Source organism: Algoriphagus aquimarinus, from assembly GCF_007997215.1.
Classification (GTDB): Bacteria; Bacteroidota; Bacteroidia; order Cytophagales; family Cyclobacteriaceae; genus Algoriphagus; species Algoriphagus aquimarinus_A.
In genome coordinates this window covers 1-21364 of record NZ_VORW01000022.1, presented here as the reverse complement: position 1 = coordinate 21364, position 21364 = coordinate 1, and the positions used below count along the sequence as shown (strand labels likewise).

The window sequence follows — 21364 nt, the reverse complement described above, 5'->3', positions numbered from 1 at the left end:
ACTGATAATGGATTTCAGAAGTTTAAGAGTAATTACACATATGATCCTTACATCAACACTTGAAATTCCAGATTAGCCATTATAGCTTCCTAAAGCATTTAGGAGGTTTTATTGATTACTGAAATGGAGTATTCGCTTAGCTTTGAATTATAGTCAGTTTTAAAACAAAGAGAATGACAACTTATCTGTCAATAGCTCCAAAGCACGAATCGCTTTGACGGAATTTCCTTTTTCGTTGAGTTCAGGACTCCATACCGCAATACTAAACTTATGCGGCATCACTGCAGCCACTCCTCCCCCTACTCCACTTTTACCAGGTAGCCCCACTTTATATGCGAATTCTCCTGCTTCATCGTAAAACCCACAGGTCAGCATCAATGCATTGATTCGGCGGGCACTACTTTCTGATAAGATCTGTCGATTGGCAAAAATAGAAAAGCCATCATTGGCCAAAAAAGAGAACGATTTGGCTAAATCCACACAACTCATTTCCATAGCGCATTGAGAAAAATAGACTTCTAGCACCTCTTCTATGGGATTATCAAAGTTCTTATAGGACTTTAAAAAATAGGCCAATGCCGTATTTCGCTCTCCATGTTTCCTTTCTGAATTCCTGACATCCGGATTGATTTTCACACAGGTTTCACCCGCTAGCTCATTGATAAACTCTGAAAGTTGATCTATCGGGTTTTCAAATTTGCTGCACAGGGCATCTGTGATCACCAAGGCTCCTGCGTTGATAAAAGGATTCCTGGGAATTCCCTTTTCGTATTCCAACTGCGCGATAGAATTGAATGGATCGCCGCTTGGCTCCACATTCACCCGAGACCAAAGTTTTGATCTAAACACATTGAAAACCATCGTGAGCGTGTGAACCTTGCTGATACTTTGTATAGAAAATGGCACTTGATGGTCACCCACGCCATATACATTCCCTAGGAGATCCACCAAGGCAATTCCAAATTGATTCGGATCCACTGTGGCGATTTCAGGAATGTAGTTGGCAACTTTGCCTTTTAGGTTCTCTTCCTGCACCTGCTGGTACACTTCTTCAATAAGCTGCTGGTAGTCCATTCTGGAAAAGTCTGGAAATTTGAGAAAGATTAAAAGGTTTTTTTGAGATATCGACTTTGCGATAATGTAGCGTCCTGAAAATGGTTGACAGTTATTTCGTAAACCTAGAAGTCTCTCCTACGCATCACTATGATTATCCACAATTTGAGAAATAAATAAAACAGAGATGACGGTGTCAGCCTGAGCACTTGAGAGACGAGAGTCTCGAAATCGAAGGCCCTTTCAATTTTAGTAAAACTTTGTCCTCGACTCCGCTCGGACTGACATGAATCCCGATAACTACTGGACGTTCGACTGATAAAAAAACACATGCCTAAAATTCTTATGTATATAATTTTTCTATATATTTGGTTTAGCTAGATAATACAGCGCAACCATGTCAAACAACAATCTTATCAAAGGCTCTCTGCAAACCATCATTCTCAAACTCTTGGAAGAGAATGAAAAAATGTATGGCTATGAGATCACCCAACGGGTGAAAGAACTAACGGCAGGAGAAATCAAGATCACCGAGGGAGCACTATACCCTGCTCTACACAAACTGGAAGCCGAAGGATTGCTTAGCACCGAGATCCAGCAAGTGGACAACCGCGTGAGAAAATACTACAGCCTAACTAAAGACGGGCAAAAGGAAGTAACCAGCAAAATGTCCGAGTTGCAAGGCTTCGTGGAAAACCTCCAGCGAATCTTAACCCCAGACCTTAAACCGGGTTTTAACATCTGATTTTTTAAAGGTGACATCTATGAGAAAGCTATCGGAACAAGAACTTGAACAAGTAAAAAAGGCTATTGCATCCAAGGAATTGACTTCAGTGGAAATTCTAGTAGAGATCTATGATCATTATATGAGTCATTTGGAGGATTTTCAGAGATCAGAATTTGAGGATGAGTTAGGAAAATTAGAAGTAAGATTTACTTCTGGATATTGCCATGCTTTACAAGCAAAGCTCAATAAAGAAATCCGAAAAGATGTCGGAAAACTGCATTGGAAGATAATTCAAAGAAATTTTCACCTTCCCAGAATCATGAATATTATTGGCTTTATGTCGGTTGCATTCTACTTGAGTTCATCTATTGGAAATGGGAAAGAGGCCGCTATTATGATGATTTTCCCATTATTGATTCTGAAGATTTTTCATCTTTATCTATTAGCAAGATCAAGCATACGAATCAAAATAATCAAGCGGTCTGTCAATCAAAAAAGCCATCTGCAATCCTCGTTATTCTATCCTATTTCTGAAAGGATGTATTTACCTGTGATAGTAGTTTACTCCATAGTTTGGTTTTCTGATATGATGTTTGATATCCAAGTTTCCTCCAACATAGCTCCACAAATCGCCTTAATATTTTCTATCCTCCTTTTCATTTATGTGATTTCAGTATTGGAAATTTGGAAAATCAAATCTAAAACTTCACTGATATGAGACAATTATCAGAAAAGGAAGTAGATCAAGTAAAAAAGGCTATTGCTTACAAAGATCTGACTTCCGCAGAAATCCTAGTAGAGATCTATGACCACTACGTAAGTCATTTGGAAACTTTTGAGGAAGCTGATTTCAAAGATGAACTGTTCGAGTTGGAGCAGAAATTCAGATATAGCTACTACAATCCCCTACAAGAGAATTTTGAGAAAACTGCAAAAAAAGAACTTCGCAAAATCCAATGGTCAATTTGTAAGAGCTATCTTTCTTGGCCAAAGATCATTTTCACTGCACTAGTTGTAATAATTTTGACTCTCATATTTGACAATTTAGAGGGAAAAACAAAGGGGCTGGCAGTGATATACCCCATGGGAGTTGCTGTTTTACTGTTTGGGTTGATTGCATTAAAGTCCTATCTAAAAGTGAGAAAAATCAAAAAAAATATAGGTATAGCTTCTAAAGTTCAATCTTCTTTTTTAACCAATCTCTCTTTACAATTTCAAATGATACTTGGTTTTTTTAATCTATTTGTATTAATACCAAAGATTTTTTTTGACAATCCTATATGGTTTGAGAGCACCTATTTTATTATGGCTTCCTTCTTATTTAGTCTTTTTTACATTGGATATCTATTCTCCCTTATAGAAGCCTGGAAAGTCAAATCTAAAACCGCATTGATATGAGAAAGCTATCAGCACAGGAATTTGATCGGATTCATACTAGGCTAAAAAGTCTGTATATCCGCTATACTGAAGTGTATGAGGAGATCTTTGATCATTACTGTACTACACTGGAAAACGTTTCAGAGGCTGAATCAATAATCGTCCTTACACAGCTCAATGAAACTTTTGCATGGTCAGTTGTAAAAGGAATGGATCAGGAATTAGAAAAAAATGTATCCAAGCAAGTATGGGTAGCCCAACTTGAATTTTTGAAGTTTTGGAATCATGGACTCAAAGGTTTGTTGGCAACCATCATAGGATTTGCCTTACTAGAAATTGCCATTTTCATCATCCCTGTTTCAGAATTAATCCTCGTATTCTTAGTTATCATTCTCATTACCACAGCTGGAGTGTTTTTCATGAAAAGAGACGCTATTTCCTTTAGACTCAGTCACAAAATGGTCTCCATCTCTTCTGCTACTATCATCAAAAGAGTTGGAATATTGAACACAATATTTATGTGGATTTATGCTATGCCAAGTGTATTGACAAGGGGTGAGATCCATTCAAATACCCTATTTGTATGGGGAATGGGAATTGTCACAGTTTTCAGCACTCTGTACTCTATAAGTCTATTAGTAATAGCCTCTAATTTAACTAATTATAGAACTACCCGATGAAACTCTCCCCTGACCAAATCAGCATCCTCAAAAAACTGATTTCCTACAAAGGCTATCCTGAGATCGATCTGCAATACGAGATCTTAGATCATGTAGCCTGCAAGATAGAAGTGCTTTTGGAGGAAAAACCAACCCTGTCACTTGACGATGCATTCCGCAAAGTTCACAGCGAATTCGGAATCTTTGGGTTTTCTGATCTGGCCGAGTCTTACACCAAAAGTATAGAAAGACGCTATAGAATATTCTTCTGGGAGGAACTGATTGGATTTTTCAAGAGCTATAGAATCATCTACCCTGCAGTAATGGGTTTTATTCTCTATTGGCTAAGCGTAAATACGAGACCATTTGGGTATGAACTCACACTACCAATTTGGGCGGTGGCTTTCTTTTTTGTTGGTCTGGTTTATATAATTGTTAGCTATTATAAGGTTAATAAGAGGCTAAAAAATTACGTGGCATTTAAAAGAACAACCAACTTCATGGTAATTCTTAATATGTTTACGCAGCTCAATATTTATGCCCTTAGATTTTTCGAAAACCCAAATTACGTAATTGATTTTACCGTCAAAGGAGTTTTCATGGCCTTAGGCCTATTACTTATAGCCATGTCATTCATTTCAATATTCCTTCTTCCAAGAGTTCTGGACAGGTCTATAGCAGAAACCAGAAAGCTACAGGCGATTTATGAATCATGAGTTGCAAACTTCTGATAGAAACCTAAGCTTTTCCCCAATTGCCAGCATCTCATTACTGTCTTTTACTAAATATGTATAGAGCGAAGCATAAAACTAATACTTCCTTTTTACCCTAAATAAGCACTTCAGGACACATAACACTAAACTTCACAGGTAGATAACCCAACTCCAAAATTTTATTTGTACTTTTGCGCCTCAATCAGGCAAACCATGCAGAATATTCGGAATATTGCGATTATCGCACACGTTGACCACGGCAAGACTACACTCGTGGACAAAATCATTCACGCTTCTCAGATTTTCAGAGAGAACCAGCAGTTTCAAGATTTGATTCTTGACAGCAATGACCTGGAGCGAGAAAGAGGAATTACAATTCTTTCAAAGAACGTATCCGTTCGCTACAAAGACGCTAAAATTAACATTATTGACACTCCTGGTCACGCCGATTTCGGTGGTGAAGTAGAGCGAGTATTGAAAATGGCTGACGGTGTGATCCTTTTGGTGGATGCATTCGAAGGCCCTATGCCTCAGACCCGATTTGTATTGGGTAAAGCATTGGATCTTGGATTGACTCCTATCGTAGTAGTAAACAAGGTAGATAAAGAAAACTGTCGCCCAGACGAAGTTCATGAGTCAGTTTTTGAATTGATGTTCAACTTGGACGCTACTGAAGAGCAACTGGAATTCCAGACGCTTTACGGATCAGCTAAGCAAAACTGGATGGGTCCTGATTGGAAAAACCCTACCGATACAATCTTCCCACTTTTGGATGCTATTTTGGAACACATTCCTGCTCCAAAAATCGACGAAGGAACACTTCAGATGCAAATCACTTCTTTGGATTACTCCAATTTCGTAGGTAGAATTGCTATCGGTCGTGTAAAAAGAGGCACAATCAAAGAAGGTCAGCAGATCGCTTTGATGAAAGCTGACGGTTCTATCAAAAAGATGAAAGTGAAAGAACTTCATACGTTTGAAGGTCTGGGTAAACTTAGAGTTACAGAGGTTGCTGCTGGTGATATCTGTGCAGTGACTGGTATTGAAGATTTCGAAATTGGTGATACTGTAGCTGATGCTGAGAATCCAGAAGCTCTTCCAAGAATATCTATCGATGAGCCTACGATGAATATGCTCTTCACGATTAATAACTCTCCTTTCTTCGGTAAAGAAGGAAAATTTGTGACTTCCCGTCACTTGAGAGATCGTTTGATGAAAGAGACTGAGAAAAACCTTGCGCTTCGTGTAGAATCAACTGATTCTGAAGACAAATTCTTGGTTTACGGTCGTGGCATCCTTCACTTGTCTGTTTTGATCGAAACAATGAGAAGAGAAGGTTACGAACTTCAGGTAGGTCAGCCTCAGGTGATCTTCAAAGAAATCGACGGTGTGAAATGTGAGCCTATCGAAACATTGGTAGTTGACGTTCCTCAGGAGACTTCAGGTAAAGTGATCGAACTTGCAACTCAGCGTAAAGGTGAATTGGTAATCATGGAGCCAAAAGGTGATCTTCAGCACTTGGAATTCAATATTCCATCTAGAGGTTTGATCGGTTTGAGAAACAACATGCTTACCGCTACTCAAGGTGAAGCGATCATGAACCATAGATTCACTTCATACGAGCCTTTCAAAGGCACTATACCAGGACGTACTAACGGATCATTGATCTCAATGGACGGTGGTCAGTGTACTGCGTATGCTATCGACAAACTTCAGGACAGAGGTACTTTCTTCGTAGAGCCAGGAGATGATCTATATACAGGTCAGGTAATCGGAGAAAACTCTCGTGATAACGATATCGTGGTGAACGTGCAGAAAGGCAAGAAATTGACCAACATGCGAGCTTCAGGATCTGATGACAACGCGCGTATCACTCCTTCTAAGAAATTCTCATTAGAAGAATCTATGGAATACATCCAGAAGGATGAGTACCTAGAGATCACTCCTAAGTCTATCCGAATGAGAAAAATCTATTTGGACGAAGGTGAAAGAACTAGAAATTCAAAGAAAGACTCTTAATCAGATTCTAGAAACAAAACTCTAGAGTTAAGAATATAATAAATCCCTCAAGCGAAAGTTTGAGGGATTATTTTTTGCTACCAAAGTTGGTGAACCTCAGCACGGATGTGCTTATCGTAGATTTTTTTCACTTCATCCATTTGATTCTTAGTGAGGGGGGGCAACTGCCCAGCGTATACATTTGCTTCTAACTGTGACAATTTAGATGCTCCTGGAATAACTACACTTACCTCATCGTACATTAATATCCATCGAAGCGCAAGTGCTGCCAAAGCGCCGTCCCCTTTAAAAAGCTCTCTTATCTCTTCTACAGCTGGAAAAGCTTTTTCCAGAGGTACTCCTGCAAACGTCTCTCCCTTATCAAATGCCTTTCCTTCCCGGTTAAAGTGACGGTGATCATCCTTGGAAAAAGTGGTTTCTGGAGTAATTTTACCTGTCAGCAATCCACTTGCCAAAGGTACTCGGATAATTAACCCTACATTTTTCGTGGAAGCTACTTTAAAAAGGTCTTCAGCTGGTTTCTGTCGAAACATATTGAATATCACTTGCACGCTCGAAACGACATCGTATTCCATCGCACTTATGGCTTCTTCTACTTTTTCCACACTCACTCCCATGGCAGCTATTTTCCCTTCCGCTTTCAACTTTTCAAATAACCCAAATATATCATCCCGTTGATAGACTGAAGTAGGAGGGCAATGAAGTTGGATCAGATCCAATCTATTGAGTCCAGTGTTGCGAAGGCTGTCTTCCACATGACGTCGCAGCCGGTCAATAGAATATGTTTCATCGATGTGAGGCTGGATTCTTCTGCCACATTTAGTCGCTACATAAATCTTTTCTGATCTACCTCGCACCGCTTGTCCTACTGCAGCCTCACTCGCGCCACCATCATACACATCGGCAGTATCAACGAAATTCACCCCTCTGTCAAAAGCCTCGTGAAGTATTTCCTCAGCAACTTTTGGGTCAAAAGCTGTACCCCAACCTCCTCCTACTTGCCAAGTTCCCAAACCAATTTCTGATACTTTCCATCCGGTCTTACCTAAAATTCTATAATTCATACTTCTGCATTTTTATTGAAAAAAGGGAATTGAAATTCAAAAGGAAGGCAAAAAATCGCCTGATTATCTAAAAGTAATTTAAATTTTTATCTTTAGAATCACGGTTCGAAGTGATATTTGTCCGTTAGAAAAAACCAATCACTCCTCAAACCAAAACCATTCAACAAATGAAATCAAGAAGACAATTTATCAAAACCATCGGCGTGGCAAGTGCCACTGCTGTTTTACCTCTAACCTCAATCGCTAAAGAAATGGCAAAACAAAAAATGATTCACCAAGTATATTTTTGGCTTCACGATACTGCCAATACCCAAGAGTTCCTCACAGAAGCAGTACCTATGCTTGGTCGCTGCAAGACGGTAGGCAAATTCATCGCTGGTACTCCTGCGGCTACTGAAGACAGAGAAGTAGTAGACCATAGCTTCCAAGTGTCTTGTACCGCCTTCTTTGATAGCTTAGAAGATCAATTGGTCTATCAGTCCGATCCTACCCACCTAGCGTTTATTGAGAAATACTCTCATATGTGGAAAAAAGTCCAAGTATATGACATCGCGATCTAATTAAGATCTAAAAGCACCTCTCACTCGTAGTTAGTACAACAGTCAATCCTGAAATATGAATAAATCAAAGTGGATTTTCGGACTAATAATTTCACTCATCTGGTCATGCAATCCAAAAGATGAGATAATTCCAGTTCCGCAATCAGACAAAGTGAGAGGTGCTATTTTTGATTCCATGGAAGAATGGTACTACTGGAATAATGAGATACCTACTTCTATTAAGGCTACAGATTATTCTTCCAATGAAGAATTTCTAAATGCAATCATCTACAAACCGCTAGATCGCTTCTCCTACCTGACTACACAAGATGCGTTCAACAATGCATTTGTAGGCAAAAATGCCGGTCACGGATTTGGATTTGCATTCGATGCTACGGAGAGACTTTACTTGACTTTTGTGTATGATGAGTCCCCTGCGGGAAAAGACGGCTGGCAACGTGGATGGGAAATCAAAGAAATTAACGGGAAGGCTATAGCTGCATACAAAAATGCTTCAGGTGGATACGATTTCCAGTTGGGCACTTCAGATCCTGGAATTACAAATTCATTCACTTTCAAATTACCCGATGGCACCACTACCACACGCACAAACGTAAAAGCTGAATACCAGTCAAACTCAGTGCTTCATAAAGAAGTAATTGACCTTGCTGGTATGAAAGTGGGCTATTGGGTCTATCAGAGTTTCAAAGCTACTGCAGGTCAATCTCCAACCAAAAGTGTGGAAGTGGATGAATCCATGAAGTTTTTCGAAGATGCCGGTATCGATGAATTGATCATCGACCTGAGGTATAATGGCGGCGGCTCAGTAGCTGTGGCTGAGCAGATCAACAACTACCTCATTCAATCTTCCAATACTGGCAAATTGATGTACACCAACAAACTCAATTCGTTAAAAACTAATCTTCAAAAAAGTGTGAATTTCAAAAAGGGAGGAAACTTAAGTCTTGACAAATTGATTTTCATCACCTCCAGAGGATCAGCATCTGCTTCAGAATTAGTTATTAATTGCTTAGATCCCTACTTCGACATCACTCTAGTTGGAGATAATACCTACGGGAAACCGGTAGGCTCTTTTCCTCTGTCCAGCTACAATGAAATCTTAAAGCAAAATAACGTAGAACTAGTCCCTATCACATTTGCCACTGCCAACTCCGAAGGGAAAGCTGAGTATTTCGATGGATTCCCAGCTGACTTTGCTGTCGGAGATTCTCCTCAGTTCAACTGGGGAGACCCAAATGACCTACGCTTTGCAGCAGCATTGCATGTCCTGCAAAATGGCTCCGTTGGAGGTAGATTATTGAACACTTTCTATAGGTCCAAATGGGAAATGATCGATCAATTCAAAGGATTGAAACAGGAATTCCCTGCTTACTAAATCAAAGGCCTGATCAAATTTGAATTGATCAGGCCTTTTTACTTCACTAAGTCTTGCTACTTTTTCCTTTTAAAATCAGAATCCATCAACACCCAAAATTCTGGATCTAGGACTACTTTGGTAGGATTATACCCTAGCGGAATAGAAAAGGAATTCTTTTCTTTATCCAAAGTCAATGTTTCAATCACCGGCTTTTTACTATCTGATTGATAGATTGCCACCTGGATTGGCATAGTTAATATCCCGCTATTCTTTTGAACTTGGTTTAGGTTAATCTCAAGTTTCTTTCCTGTAAAATCATAACTCCAATTCCCATCAATTTTTAGGCTTCCCGACTTATACAGCCACTGGTCAAAGAAAACCTCAAGATCCATCCCAGACACTTCCTCCATTTCTCTTCTAAAATCAGCCGTGGTAGCATTCAGATCTTGATATTTAGCATAATAGTTCTGTATTCCCTTCCAGAATAGATCATTCCCGATCATGCCTCGAAGCATATGTAAAACCCATGAACCTTTGTGATAAGTCTGTGAAGTTGTGACATCACTCATATCCGCCAGATTGTTGTGGATGATGGTATATCCTGGATTATCGGCACTAAAAGTATCTACTCGCTTTTTACTTGATGTCATTTGCTCCATAAAGGCATCGTGGCCGTATTGGTGCTCGATGAATAGTGAAGTGAAATAAGTAGCAAAACCCTCACTTAGCCACACATCATCCCAATCGTATTCTGTCACAGCATTCCCAAACCATTGATGGGCAATCTCATGGATCACGACATTTCTCCAGCGTTCATTTCTATCTCCTACAACTGATCCCTCAGAATATAAAATAGCTGATGCTGCTTCCATCCCACCACTCACGCTATTGGATTGAATATTCGCTAGTTTCTCATAGGAAAAAGGTCCTACGTAATCACTGTAGAATTCCAGTGCTTTTTTGGTCGGCTCTTCAAAATCATAAAATCCAGCTTCTCTATCCTGGCGATAAACCCACGTCTCAATAGCTTTTCCATCAAAATCATCTACATGCTGCACAGCAAATTCTGCCACGCCCAATACGTATAACCAAGATGCAATCGGAACAGACTGCTTCCAATGCGTAAGTCTTTTTCCATTTCCAAGGTCAGTTTCTTCTACTATTAGGCCATTGGATACTACTTGGTAATGATTTGGAGCAGTCACGACAAACTCACTGGTAGCTTTATCATATGGATGATCCACTACTGCCAGCCAGTTTCTCGCTTTGTCTGGCCAGTTATCACTAAAGAAAGTACGATCTCCATGTTTATTGTTCGCAATCTTAAGCCCTGTAGCAGGAACTCCAGAATAGACCACTGTATATTGGCTGCGTTGGTTAACTCGCGAAGCTACTGGTAAAGTGATTTTCAATGCATCCCCTTCATGGGTAAAACTCAATTCTTTGCCATCGGCCATCACTTGGCTTACAGTCATTCCTTTATTCTCTAAAGCCTCACTTGCCTTTATCAAGTCCAATCTTAGTACTTGAACCCCTTCTCCTAAATAACTGACATCAATGGTAGTTTTACACTTGATCTCATCCGTGTCATCAGACAGTTCTATCTGAAATTGATAATTCAGAATATTGACTTTGGGGTTTTTGGGATATTTATCTGCAAAGGAATAAGTGACAAAGAGACACAGGAAAGCAAGACTTAGTATTCCGTATTTTATGGTAGACATCATCAAATAGTAAGGTTATTTATCAAGAGGCAATTTAACGGCAGGACTGAAATCAATTATCCCTTTTTTAGCGATAGTCTGCTCTATCTCTTCTATACTCGTAGGCACGAATGCACTGAGGTTTTCCACTCCGTCTTTAGTGACTACTGCCACATCCTCTATTCTTACATATAGCCTTTCTTCATGAATCCAGATCATCGGATCAATCGTGAATACCATTCCAGGCTCCAATTTAACACCATGTACTCTTCCTACATCATGAACAATCATTCCTACGGGATGCTGAAAATGTCCACGAAACTTGATTCCTTCCGCAACAGCTTTTAGATGAGCAGGCTTCACAAACGTCTTACCTTTCATATATTCCTTCATCTCTGCTGCAGCTTGATCTAGCACTTCATTGGAAGTCACGCCTGGCCTGATGTATCTAAAAAGTGCATCTCTATACGCTACGATAAACTCATAAAGCGCGCGTCGCTCCTCAGTAAACTTGCCATTCACTGGCCAGATTCGGGTCACATCACTAGAGTAATACTTATAATCCGGAGCATAATCCATCAGCACCAAATCTCCATCTACGAGCTTGTCCGTTTTATGAAAATAATGCCCCATATAAGCATTCGTCCCACCTCCAATAATCGCTGGATAGGAATCTCCCATTGCGCCATGAAGTGAGAACACATACTTACCCACTGCGCCAAGTTGGTATTCGTACACACCAGGGGCAGTAGATTTCATTGCTTCGATGATTGCCAAGCCGGCGATCTCTGTAGCTTCACGAATAATAGCTATCTCCTTTTCACTTTTGATCAGTCTCAAGTTATCCAGCGTGGGAGTAAGGTCTTTGATTTCAAACTGAGGAAAACGAGATTCCAGTTTTTGGATAAATTCAGCCTCACGGGAAGCAGATCCATCCCAAGGATCAGAAGCAGCCATGATCTGCTTAGCTAGCAATTCGTCACGGCTATCATTGCCACTTTCTACGGGACTGAATTCTGTGTATAAACTTGGTGCTGGCGGTCTGATCAATCCTGATCCGGATAAGTCTCTTGCGAGAAATTCGATTCCTTTTACCTCATCGATTCCCGTAAGTTCTTTTACCAGCTCCGCATCTTCTACTGACAACACTTTACCTTGATTTCGTTCCATTCCCTCATCTCTATGAGATAGATATAGCGTAGACCGCCTATTTCTACCGTTAATAAGTAAGTAAGCATGGGGAGATTCTATACCCGTCAAATAATAGAAGGAATTGGATTGGCGAAATACGCTGACACCTGGAGTACCGCCTGCTCCTTGAATAACTGCAATGGATTGATTTCCTATAGCATCAAAAATCTTTGCTCTTCTAGCGGCAAACTCTTCTTTCGAGAAATCAGTTTGGTAGTAATTTTTCTCTTGCGCAATTGCTGAAATAATAGACAGCAGAAACAGGAATACTGTTAGGGTGTTTTTAAACTTCATAGCGGAGTAGTTGCTAAATTCTAGATTGAAATAATAAATATAAATCCTGGTTAATCTGGCTTTACTATCAATATAGGGACTTTTCGCTCAGCGGAAGTCAATCGGTCTGCCACACTTCCAATCAATAGATCATCTGCGTCAGCATTTCCTTTATTTCCGATGATGATCAAATTGGCTTGGTGTTCTGCTGCGTATTCATGTATAGATCGGCTGATATGGTTACCACTGTCTTCCACGCAAATCAATTCTTCAGCAAGTCCGGTTTTCTTTTGGATCTTTTTAAAAGAACTCTCAGCTTTGAGCCTTAGCGTATTCTGATAATTCTCTTGATTTTTGAAGTAAGGAAAATATTGAAAACCAGCTTTAAGAATGTGTAGGGGCATCAATTTAGAAGAAAGGTTTTTCGACAAATTCAATCCTCTCACGATTACCTTCTCAGTATAGTCTGAAAAATCCAGAGCCAAAACAATACTTTCAAATTCGGTCTTGGCACCTTCTGGCACAAACAAACAATCAGAATTAGTAAGTCGAATCACCTTGCTACTGAATACGCCAGTACCTTCTTCCTTGGCTTTTTTTCCTAGCACCAATAGATTGAAACGCTTCGAATCGACCCATTTGATGAGTACATCCAATTTTCCACCCAAAGCAATTTTAATTTGAATACTGGATTTCTTTCCACCAAAAACTTTTTCGACTAACTCCATAACCTCGTCTTCCAAGACTTCCTCCAGTGGCTTGGGAAGCTGCTGAGTCAGAGCCGCTAGATCTGCCGAATCGCTCTCTAAGGCTACAAAATGTATCAAGGTGAGTGAATCAAATTCGAATACATCATCCAGCTTTTTGAAATAGCTCAATAGGAACTCATCGGTCTCGCTCAAATCCAGAAAAATCCCAATGTTCTTTAATGGCTTCATGGCTTTTTATCTTTATCGATTTGCTTAATTATTACTTTCGTCAAGCGGTTGGTATAGGATTTTTGATCTATCTCATCTGCCAGTTGCTTGTCCATGGCGTATTCCTTTTTCACTCCTTTCAGCAGTGAATAACACATGACTGTTAAGATAAAGAGAAAAGGCAAACCGGTCGAAATCGTCGCCGTTTGCAAAGCAGTGAGTCCACCACCCATTAGCAATACTGCGGCAACAGCACCTTCGGTAGTTGCCCAAAATACATGCTGAGGAGTAGGTGTGTTTAATTTACCACCAGAAGTGATACTATCGACCACTAAAGATCCAGAATCAGAGGAAGTCACGAAAAAGCTAGCAACCAATAGTATTCCTAAAATAGACCCAACCATTCTCAACGGGAATTTCTCCAGAAAGACAAATAAGGCAGTGGATTCGTCTGAGATTATTGCCTTGGCAAATTCATGATTTCCCCCAGCTAATGTATCCTGCATGTCTAAAAAGATAGCAGAACCACCCAAGGTCGTCATCCAAAAGAAAGTCAAAATGCTTGGCGCTAATAATACCCCAAAAATAAACTCACGAATCGTTCTCCCTTTTGAAATCCGGGCAATGAACATTCCAACAAAAGGTGACCAGGATATCCACCAAGCCCAATAAAACACTGTCCAGTCTCCCTGCCATTTTTTATTTACAAAAGCTTCAGTCCAAGTTGACAATTCTACCAGTTCATTGGCATAGACACCCATGTTTTGTATAAATGACTTAAACACAAATAGGCTAGGACCGAAAATCAACACGAATAATAAAAGCAAAGCTGCTATTCGCACATTCCATTCACTTAGGAACTTCACCCCTTTGTCTACTCCAGACACTACCGAGATCGTGGCTATGGCAGTAATCCCAGCAATTAAGGCTACCTGAACCCAAACGTTATTTGGAGTACCGAACACATAGGAAAGTCCCCCGCTCACTTGTCGTACGCCGATTCCCAGTGAAGTCGCCAAACCAAATATGGTAGCCAATACAGAGAAAACATCAATCACATCTCCCATCCAACCATAAATCCTGTCACCCAGTACAGGATAAAAAACAGACCGCATAGTCAACGGCATATTTCTGTTAAAGGCAAAGAAAGCCAGGGACAATGCTACCACTGCATAGATGGCCCAGGCATGAATTCCCCAATGCAAAAATGTAAAACTCATCGCGTCCTGCGCCGATTCTACAGTAAAGGGATCTGCTACCGGAGGTTTGGCATAATGAGAAACTGGCTCAGCCACACCATAGAATAATAAGCCAATGCCCATCCCCGCGCTAAAAAGCATGGAAAACCAAGAACTGGTAGAAAAGTCCGGCTTAGCGTCTTTTCCTCCCAATCTGATAGAACCATATTTACTAAAGCCTAGATAAAGGCAGAAAACTATAAAAAAGTTGACTGCCAAAATGAATAACCAACCCGTCTTTTCTGTCACAAAAGTTTTAAAGGAATCAAATAAAACCAGCATGGGTTCACCGACAATAATCGTAACCGCCATAAATACAACCAACAAAATGACTGTTGGGAAAAATACAGGATTATGGATATCTACGTACTTGTTTTTCATAAGCTGAAAATTCTGTTAGTTAAAAAAGCACTTACAAATGAATCTTGTGCTTATCGATTGATATATTAATCTCGATCTGGGGGATGAAATAAAAAGTTAAGGAATTCTACTTGCCACAAAGAAAAAGGGTTGAATTATCTTCAACCCTAGAGCTTTTATAACATTCATTTAGTGTGACCAGTGTCTACATTGACCACCAAATATCCTTACTTTTTCTTATGCCTATCAATCAGCACATCCATCACCTCGTCTAGTTCATAGCCTTTAGCTTCTAGTAAGACTAAATAATGATAAAGTAAATCGGCTGCCTCACCCATAAAGAGTTCCTTGTTATCGTCCTTTGCTTCGATCACTATCTCCACCGCTTCCTCACCTACTTTTTGAGCTACTTTATTAATGCCTTTGGCAAAAAGAGAAGCAGTATAAGAAGTGTCTGTTGGATTGTTTTTGCGATCCTTGATAATAGCTCTTAATTGATCAATGAATACGGTTTTTGAAGCATTGACCTCATCAAAGCAGGTATCCGAACCCGTATGACAAACTGGGCCACTTGGATTGGCTTTCACCAAAATCGAATCTCCATCGCAATCAATAGCAATGCTTACCAACTCCATAAAATTACCGGAAGTCTCGCCTTTTGTCCAGAGACGGTTTTTACTGCGGCTGAAAAATGTGACCTGATTGGTTTCCTTGGTTTTTGCCAAAGCTTCCTCATTCATATAGCCTTGCATCAAGACTTTACCACTAATGGAATCCTGCACGATTGCCGGCACCAATCCATCCATTTTTTTAAAATCTATACTTCTTTCGCTCATTACTTATTTTCTTATACTGATATCAGAATTGGAGAGAAAGCTCTTCAATTCAGGAATTCCTATTTCTTTAAAGTGAAAAATACTCGCCGCCAAGGCAGCATCCGCTTTCCCGAAGGTAAACACATCTTTGAAATGTTCCATACTTCCTGCTCCACCCGAGGCAATCACTGGAATAGAAAGCGCAGATGATATCTCCGCCAAAAGCTCATTGGAGAAACCAGCTTTGGTTCCGTCATGATCCATGGACGTCAATAAGATCTCTCCAGCCCCTCGATCACACACTTCCTGAGCCCAAGCTTGAGTTCTCAGTAGGGTTGCTTTTCTACCCCCGTGCGTATGTACAAAATCAATTCCGTCTACATTTCTAGTATCGATCGCCACCACAATACATTGCGAACCGAATTCGGCAGCCATTTCATTGATGATTTGGGGATTGTGTACGGCAGCCGAATTGATGGAGATTTTGTCAGCTCCGGCATTCAGTAGAAACTTAACATCTTCCACCGTAGATATCCCGCCGCCAACTGTAAATGGAATATTGATGGCTTTGGCCACTTTAGTTACAAGTTCGGCTAAGGTTTTACGCTTATCCACCGTAGCAGTGATATCCAAAAAAACCAGTTCGTCAGCCCCTTCGTCAGAGTAAATCTTTGCTAACTCCACCGGATCACCAGCATCTCGAAGCTCCACAAAGTTCACTCCTTTGACCGTACGACCATCTTTTATATCCAGACAGGGGATTATTCTTTTGGTTAACATCTTCTTGTATTCAAAACTTCACTATTTAAAATTAGTTATTGGGAAATTTAGGATTTACGAAGTACGATTTACGACGTTGATTTGAACCTCAATCCTTAATCTTCGAGTCTTGCCATTTTGAAAAGCTAAAGATTGGGATAATGGTCAACACTAAAATAGGCCTCGTAAATCCAATATCGTAAGTCGTAAATATTACGATAATATCTTTTCAATGGATAAATGAAGCGAGTTCCTCCAAGGTCACTCTTCCTTCGTAATATGCTTTCCCTACAATCGTTCCATAGACACCAATCTTCTCCAGTTCTTCTAGGTCTTTGACAGAGGATACTCCCCCACTTGCTATCAATTTTACCCCCGGAATTTCTTCCAAAATCTCTTTGTATAAATCAGTTGAAGGACCTTGAAGTAAACCGTCTTTAGCTACATCAGTACAGATCACATAGCTAATACCCTTTGCTACATAGTCTTTGATAAAAGGAATTAAATCCACCGAAGTAGTCTCTTCCCAACCTCCCACAGCTATTTTCTTGTTTTTAGCATCTGCTCCAAGGATAATTTTTTCAGAACCGTATTTCGTAATCCAAGCTTCAAACAGCACTGCATTTTTCACCGCAATACTTCCTCCCGTCACTTGCTTTGCTCCCAAACTGAATGCTTTCTCTATTTCCTCGTCAGCTTGGATGCCTCCTCCAAAATCAACCTGAAGGCTCGTGTTGCCGCTAATTCGCTGCAATACATCAGCATTTACTATCTTTTTGGCTTTGGCTCCATCCAGATCCACTAGATGCAATCTTCTGATTCCAGCACCTTCAAAGCGCTTGGCCATCTCCAACGGGTCGTCGTGGTACTCTTTTTTACTGCTGTAATCGCCCTGACTAAGTCGGACACATTTGCCTCCGATGAGGTCGATTGCTGGGATTATTTCCATTTTTTGAATTGGAAGATTTGAAAATTGAAAGATTGGAAAATTACGATTTACGATTTTTGAATTACGACATAGATATGAACCTCAAACATAGAATCACAAATTTAAAGCACTAAAGATCAAATTCGGGGTTCCAACAATCTCGTAAATAGTGCTTCATAAATCGAAATTAATTCCAATTAAATACTGAGGAAATTGCTCAATAACTTCTCTCCTACTAACCCACTTTTCTCTGGGTGTGCCTGAATGGCATAGTAATTATCCCGATGGAGCATGGCTGAGAAATCATGAATGTAATGCGTCTGAGCTATAGTCTCTTCGCTCAACTCAGCATAAAAGCTATGTACATAATAGACAAATGGCTCAGCGGGAAGATCTTTAAGCAATGGATTATCCTTCAAATTCTCCAGTTCATTCCAGCCCACGTGTGGCACTTTGAACTCCTGAGAATTCTCAGGCACAAATCGCTTTACTTTCACAGGAAAAATACCCAAACAGGCTGTATCATTTTCCTCAGAATATTCACAAAGCAATTGCAAGCCTAGACATACCCCCAAAAAAGGTTGTTTGATGTCTGAGATCAATTGATCAAGCTTTCGCTCCTTCAAGTATCTCATGGCAGTGCTAGCTTCGCCTTGACCGGGGAAAATCACTTTATCTGCTGCGCGGATTACTTCTGGGTCATCAGTCAGTTCAGCATTTGCCCCTAGCCTTTCCAAAGCGTAAAGCACCGACTGTACATTGCCGGAATTATATTTGATTACTGCTATTTTCATTTTTAAGTATCAAGACGCTAGATACAAGATTCAAGACTAGTAGTCTCTCATCTTATGTCTAGCATCTAATGTCTATTGTCTTTTTTCTAAAAGCATCTCTTCAAGTACCGCTTCAATTTCTGGTAATGACTCATAAAGTTGCTCATAACTATCTATCACAAAGTATTTATCCTGAAAGCGATTTTTCGAGTATTCCTGATTCAAAATCTTCCGAACATCATATGCGAGATGGATAGGTTCGTTTGAAAGGCTAAATTTAGTCTCTCCAGCCGAACTTAGGATCCCCGCACCGTATATTTTTAACTCCCCTTCTTCATTAATGAGCCCAAACTCAATCGTAAACCAATAAATCCTACTCAGCAATTGGATCGCCCAAGGATTATCAATATGCTTTAGAGCGATCCCAGAAAGGTTTTCTAGAAAATCCACATAGGGCTGATTTGTCAGCAATGGCATGTGCGCAAAAGCATCATGAAACATATCAGGTTCTTCAAAATAATCGAGTTGCTCCATCGTGCGAAGCCAGGTCGAGGAAGGAAACCTTCTGTTATTCAACAACCCAAAGAATAAATCATCATCGATCAGCCCAGGTACCACCTGCACTTCCCAACCTGTGCTTTTGGCTAAAACCTGATTCAACTCATCGAAATTGGCAATTTTATCAGCTGTAAACTTGACTTGCTCCACTCCTTCCAGATAAGCTTTAGAAGCAGCTTTTGGTAAATTCGGCATCTGTCGCTCAAAGAGGATTTTCCATACCTTAAAATCTTCCGGAGTGTAGATTTCATACTGTTGCCTAAGCTTTTGCAGTCGTTGGTCACTAAAGACCCATTCTTTTTGTTTTGTGTTTGTGTTTGTGTTCATGGTATTTGGGTATATTCTGTACTCTAGTTAACTATTCTAAATAATACTAGTTGCGTTGATTCTCCAAAAGCAGGAAACGGGTTGTATTGAAGCTGCTTCTGAAGAAGCAGTATCACAGCGACTTGAAACTAAAAGAGGCCTATTCCATTGGGAATAGGCCTCTATATTTTTTTACCAAAAAATCATAGTCATCCTATCCCTTCATCGAAGATGGTAGTAAGAATGATGTACGAAAGTTCTTGGTGTTGGATTCATAGCGCTAAGATACTAAGTGATTCTGCTAAAGCAATATCTAGCTTCAGGTTTACTAAAAGGAAAAGGTAAAAAAACCAAAGGGCTTGAATAAATGAGGCTGCTCCCGATTCCTATCTTGGGCTGCTCTGCTGGATGTAATAGGGATCAGTCCTAAAAGTTGGGGGAATTGACACAATCCATTTTCTTTGCTAAAAAAAGAATTGGAAGAAAAGGACTACCTCAGCTTGCTTTTGCCTCAGGGCCTGCTTGAATTTTTCAAGGTTACTTCAGCGGGACTCAAAGACAATGCTTACCACATTTATCTGGAAGAGCTCAATATTCATCCCGAGCATCTTCAGGGATCAAAACTCACCTCAAAAGGTTTTTATGACCAGGTGAGCATTCAGGACTTTCCGTTACGTGGCAAAGCCTGTTTTCTTAACATTAAAAGAAGGAAGTGGCTCAATGAACAGACAGGCACGAATGTGAGCAGGGATTGGAGCTTGGTGGCAAACGGCACGCGGATGACAGAGGAATTCGCGCTTTTTTTAAAAAGGAACGACTGGATTCATCGCCGGTAAGCTGCAAAAGCCTAGCTGAGAACTTTCATGTAAACGGAAAAACCCTTGAGCATCAATACGTTTTCCATCTGAGTAGCTTTCTGGACTGGCCACAACGTCCACATGCCAAAGACTGGATTCTCTTTCCTGAAAACCTGGGAACACATCTCAGCATTGATGAAACAGCCCTGTCCCAAGGAGAACTGTATACTATCCTGACCAATAAAACAGCTAAAGGAAAGAAGGGAGCTCTGGTGGCCATGATAAAAGGGACGGACAGTGAAACAGTAAACACTATTCTCAGGCAACTACCCGAGAATAAAAGGAAGAAGGTAGAGGAAGTGACGCTGGATATGGCTGCCAGCATGGAAAAGATCGTACGCCGTAGTTTTCCCAAAGCCCAATTGGTCACTGACCGATTTCATGTTCAGAAGCTGGTCTATGACGCGGTTCAGGAGATGAGAATCTCTCACAGATGGGATGCTATTGAACAGGAGAATAAAGAAATGGAGCTCAGTAGAGAGTGTAAAAAAGTATTTATCCCACACAAGCTCGAAAATAGCGATACAGAAAAACAACTGTTGGCCAGAAGCAGATACCTACTTTTCAAAGGAGAAGATAAATGGACGGTGTCACAGGCACACCGGGCCGAGATTCTCTTCCAGCGCTACCCTGATCTGGAAAAAGCCTACAAACTAATGAAGTAGAAGAAGCAGGCTTCAAATTATTCAACACAGTCTCCAGAACCATACAGAATCACTACACTTCCATTCTTAACTTCTTTGAAAACAGGAGTACAAATGCATCAGCAGAATCATTCAATGCAAAAATAAAAGCATTCAGGGCTCAGTTCAGAGGTGTCACTAACATTGAATTCTTCCTGTTCAGACTATCTAATATCTATGCTTAAAAGAACCTGCTCCCCAGATATTCCGACTGATCCGTAAAAAAACCAAAGGGCTTGAATAAATGAGGCTGCTCCCGATTCCTATCGTGGGCTGCTCTGTTGGATGTAATAGTATCAAAACAATAATGGGTTAAACGCAAAAAAGCCAGCTATTAAAGCTGGCTTTTGAATAAATGAGGCGGCGACCTACTCTCCCGGGTGTAACCCCAGTACCATCGGCGCTGCAGGGCTTAACTTCTCTGTTCGGGATGGGAAGAGGTGGGACCCCTGCGCTAGGCCGCCTAAATTGGAA

20 protein-coding genes, 1 rRNA gene and 1 pseudogene are annotated in these 21364 nt (G+C 40.4%); 10 read left to right on the top strand and 12 right to left on the bottom strand.

The genetic code is table 11. The annotated features are described in order from the left end of the window. Positions 1–159: 159 nt before the first annotated feature. Complete coding sequence (locus ESV85_RS19295) at positions 160–1074, bottom strand: glutaminase (protein WP_146920533.1); 915 nt, start codon at positions 1072–1074, stop codon at positions 160–162. Between the two features lie 376 nt (positions 1075–1450). On the opposite strand from ESV85_RS19295, the gene ESV85_RS19290 reads away from it, so the two are divergent. From ESV85_RS19290 to typA, 6 genes are all read left to right on the top strand, one after another. Further along, entirely contained in the window at positions 1451–1798 is a 348-nt protein-coding gene (locus tag ESV85_RS19290) for a PadR family transcriptional regulator (protein WP_146920531.1), read from the top strand. A 19-nt stretch (positions 1799–1817) separates the two neighbouring features. After that, positions 1818–2498, top strand: coding sequence for a hypothetical protein (locus ESV85_RS19285; protein ID WP_146920529.1), 681 nt, complete (start codon positions 1818–1820; stop codon positions 2496–2498). Further along, positions 2495–3178: a hypothetical protein gene (locus ESV85_RS19280; RefSeq protein WP_146920528.1), complete on the top strand. Its 684-nt coding sequence runs from the start codon at positions 2495–2497 to the stop codon at positions 3176–3178. The genes ESV85_RS19285 and ESV85_RS19280 overlap by 4 nt, the downstream gene beginning before the upstream one ends. Continuing rightward, entirely contained in the window at positions 3175–3837 is a 663-nt protein-coding gene (locus tag ESV85_RS19275) for a hypothetical protein (protein ID WP_146920526.1), read from the top strand. Before ESV85_RS19280 ends, ESV85_RS19275 begins: the two co-directional genes overlap by 4 nt. Then, entirely contained in the window at positions 3834–4532 is a 699-nt protein-coding gene (locus ESV85_RS22375; RefSeq protein WP_191322065.1) for a hypothetical protein, read from the top strand. The genes ESV85_RS19275 and ESV85_RS22375 overlap by 4 nt, the downstream gene beginning before the upstream one ends. Before the next feature lie 210 nt (positions 4533–4742). Continuing rightward, positions 4743–6548: a translational GTPase TypA gene (gene typA, locus ESV85_RS19265; RefSeq protein ID WP_146920524.1), complete on the top strand. Its 1806-nt coding sequence runs from the start codon at positions 4743–4745 to the stop codon at positions 6546–6548. A 77-nt stretch (positions 6549–6625) separates the two neighbouring features. On the opposite strand, the gene ESV85_RS19260 is transcribed toward typA, so the two are convergent. Next, positions 6626–7612 carry an aldo/keto reductase gene (locus tag ESV85_RS19260; RefSeq protein WP_146920522.1) on the bottom strand — a complete coding sequence of 329 codons (987 nt, stop codon included), beginning with the start codon at positions 7610–7612 and terminating at the stop codon, positions 6626–6628. Positions 7613–7779: 167 nt separating this feature from the next. On the opposite strand from ESV85_RS19260, the gene ESV85_RS19255 reads away from it, so the two are divergent. Continuing rightward, complete coding sequence (locus ESV85_RS19255; protein ID WP_146920520.1) at positions 7780–8172, top strand: Dabb family protein; 393 nt, start codon at positions 7780–7782, stop codon at positions 8170–8172. A gap of 55 nt (positions 8173–8227) precedes the next feature. Next, positions 8228–9547: a S41 family peptidase gene (locus ESV85_RS19250; RefSeq protein WP_146920518.1), complete on the top strand. Its 1320-nt coding sequence runs from the start codon at positions 8228–8230 to the stop codon at positions 9545–9547. 56 nt (positions 9548–9603) lie between these two features. Here ESV85_RS19250 and ESV85_RS19245 read toward each other — a convergent pair whose 3' ends face one another. The 9 genes from ESV85_RS19245 to ESV85_RS19205 form a co-directional block, all read right to left on the bottom strand. Further along, complete coding sequence (locus ESV85_RS19245) at positions 9604–11253, bottom strand: M1 family metallopeptidase (RefSeq protein ID WP_191322064.1); 1650 nt, start codon at positions 11251–11253, stop codon at positions 9604–9606. 15 nt (positions 11254–11268) lie between these two features. Further along, entirely contained in the window at positions 11269–12717 is a 1449-nt protein-coding gene (locus ESV85_RS19240; RefSeq protein ID WP_146920515.1) for a M24 family metallopeptidase, read from the bottom strand. Between the two features lie 50 nt (positions 12718–12767). Continuing rightward, positions 12768–13634 carry a universal stress protein gene (locus ESV85_RS19235; protein WP_146920513.1) on the bottom strand — a complete coding sequence of 289 codons (867 nt, stop codon included), beginning with the start codon at positions 13632–13634 and terminating at the stop codon, positions 12768–12770. Beyond that, entirely contained in the window at positions 13631–15232 is a 1602-nt protein-coding gene (locus ESV85_RS19230) for a BCCT family transporter (protein WP_146920511.1), read from the bottom strand. The genes ESV85_RS19235 and ESV85_RS19230 overlap by 4 nt, the downstream gene beginning before the upstream one ends. Positions 15233–15438: 206 nt before the next feature. Continuing rightward, positions 15439–16047 carry a bifunctional phosphoribosyl-AMP cyclohydrolase/phosphoribosyl-ATP diphosphatase HisIE gene (gene hisIE / locus ESV85_RS19225; RefSeq protein WP_146920509.1) on the bottom strand — a complete coding sequence of 203 codons (609 nt, stop codon included), beginning with the start codon at positions 16045–16047 and terminating at the stop codon, positions 15439–15441. Between the two features lie 3 nt (positions 16048–16050). After that, complete coding sequence (gene hisF / locus ESV85_RS19220; protein ID WP_146920507.1) at positions 16051–16806, bottom strand: imidazole glycerol phosphate synthase subunit HisF; 756 nt, start codon at positions 16804–16806, stop codon at positions 16051–16053. Between the two features lie 208 nt (positions 16807–17014). Beyond that, complete coding sequence (gene hisA / locus ESV85_RS19215) at positions 17015–17734, bottom strand: 1-(5-phosphoribosyl)-5-[(5-phosphoribosylamino)methylideneamino]imidazole-4-carboxamide isomerase (protein ID WP_146920504.1); 720 nt, start codon at positions 17732–17734, stop codon at positions 17015–17017. 176 nt (positions 17735–17910) lie between these two features. Continuing rightward, positions 17911–18507: an imidazole glycerol phosphate synthase subunit HisH gene (hisH, locus tag ESV85_RS19210; protein WP_146920502.1), complete on the bottom strand. Its 597-nt coding sequence runs from the start codon at positions 18505–18507 to the stop codon at positions 17911–17913. 72 nt (positions 18508–18579) lie between these two features. Then, positions 18580–19371 (bottom strand): phenylalanine 4-monooxygenase, encoded by a 792-nt coding sequence (locus ESV85_RS19205; RefSeq protein ID WP_146920500.1) that lies wholly within the window; start codon positions 19369–19371, stop codon positions 18580–18582. A gap of 440 nt (positions 19372–19811) precedes the next feature. Between ESV85_RS19205 and ESV85_RS19200 the strand changes: the two genes are divergently transcribed. Beyond that, positions 19812–20186, top strand: coding sequence for a transposase (locus ESV85_RS19200; protein WP_223276049.1), 375 nt, complete (start codon positions 19812–19814; stop codon positions 20184–20186). 68 nt (positions 20187–20254) lie between these two features. Further along, a pseudogene (locus tag ESV85_RS19195) lies at positions 20255–21075 on the top strand (ISL3 family transposase). A gap of 170 nt (positions 21076–21245) precedes the next feature. On the opposite strand, the gene rrf reads toward ESV85_RS19195, so the two are convergent. Next, positions 21246–21357 (bottom strand): 5S ribosomal RNA (gene rrf, locus ESV85_RS19190). Positions 21358–21364: the final 7 nt, after the last annotated feature.

Bases quoted from the DNA above. Each gene is read 5' to 3' on its own strand.
- ESV85_RS19260 (WP_146920522.1), bottom strand. From the start codon at position 7,612: ATGAATTATAGAATTTTAGGTAAGACCGGATGGAAAGTATCAGAAATT.
- ESV85_RS19230 (WP_146920511.1), bottom strand. From the start codon at position 15,232: ATGAAAAACAAGTACGTAGATATCCATAATCCTGTATTTTTCCCAACA.
- hisH (WP_146920502.1), bottom strand. From the start codon at position 18,507: ATGAAAATAGCAGTAATCAAATATAATTCCGGCAATGTACAGTCGGTG.
- ESV85_RS19240 (WP_146920515.1), bottom strand. From the start codon at position 12,717: ATGAAGTTTAAAAACACCCTAACAGTATTCCTGTTTCTGCTGTCTATT.
- ESV85_RS19295 (WP_146920533.1), bottom strand. From the start codon at position 1,074: ATGGACTACCAGCAGCTTATTGAAGAAGTGTACCAGCAGGTGCAGGAA.
- ESV85_RS19280 (WP_146920528.1), top strand. From the start codon at position 2,495: ATGAGACAATTATCAGAAAAGGAAGTAGATCAAGTAAAAAAGGCTATT.
- ESV85_RS19275 (WP_146920526.1), top strand. From the start codon at position 3,175: ATGAGAAAGCTATCAGCACAGGAATTTGATCGGATTCATACTAGGCTA.
- ESV85_RS19245 (WP_191322064.1), bottom strand. From the start codon at position 11,253: ATGTCTACCATAAAATACGGAATACTAAGTCTTGCTTTCCTGTGTCTC.
- hisIE (WP_146920509.1), bottom strand. From the start codon at position 16,047: ATGAGCGAAAGAAGTATAGATTTTAAAAAAATGGATGGATTGGTGCCG.
- hisF (WP_146920507.1), bottom strand. From the start codon at position 16,806: ATGTTAACCAAAAGAATAATCCCCTGTCTGGATATAAAAGATGGTCGT.
- typA (WP_146920524.1), top strand. From the start codon at position 4,743: ATGCAGAATATTCGGAATATTGCGATTATCGCACACGTTGACCACGGC.
- ESV85_RS19250 (WP_146920518.1), top strand. From the start codon at position 8,228: ATGAATAAATCAAAGTGGATTTTCGGACTAATAATTTCACTCATCTGG.
- ESV85_RS19235 (WP_146920513.1), bottom strand. From the start codon at position 13,634: ATGAAGCCATTAAAGAACATTGGGATTTTTCTGGATTTGAGCGAGACC.
- hisA (WP_146920504.1), bottom strand. From the start codon at position 17,734: ATGGAAATAATCCCAGCAATCGACCTCATCGGAGGCAAATGTGTCCGA.
- ESV85_RS19255 (WP_146920520.1), top strand. From the start codon at position 7,780: ATGAAATCAAGAAGACAATTTATCAAAACCATCGGCGTGGCAAGTGCC.
- ESV85_RS19285 (WP_146920529.1), top strand. From the start codon at position 1,818: ATGAGAAAGCTATCGGAACAAGAACTTGAACAAGTAAAAAAGGCTATT.
- ESV85_RS19290 (WP_146920531.1), top strand. From the start codon at position 1,451: ATGTCAAACAACAATCTTATCAAAGGCTCTCTGCAAACCATCATTCTC.
- ESV85_RS22375 (WP_191322065.1), top strand. From the start codon at position 3,834: ATGAAACTCTCCCCTGACCAAATCAGCATCCTCAAAAAACTGATTTCC.
- ESV85_RS19205 (WP_146920500.1), bottom strand. From the start codon at position 19,371: ATGAACACAAACACAAACACAAAACAAAAAGAATGGGTCTTTAGTGAC.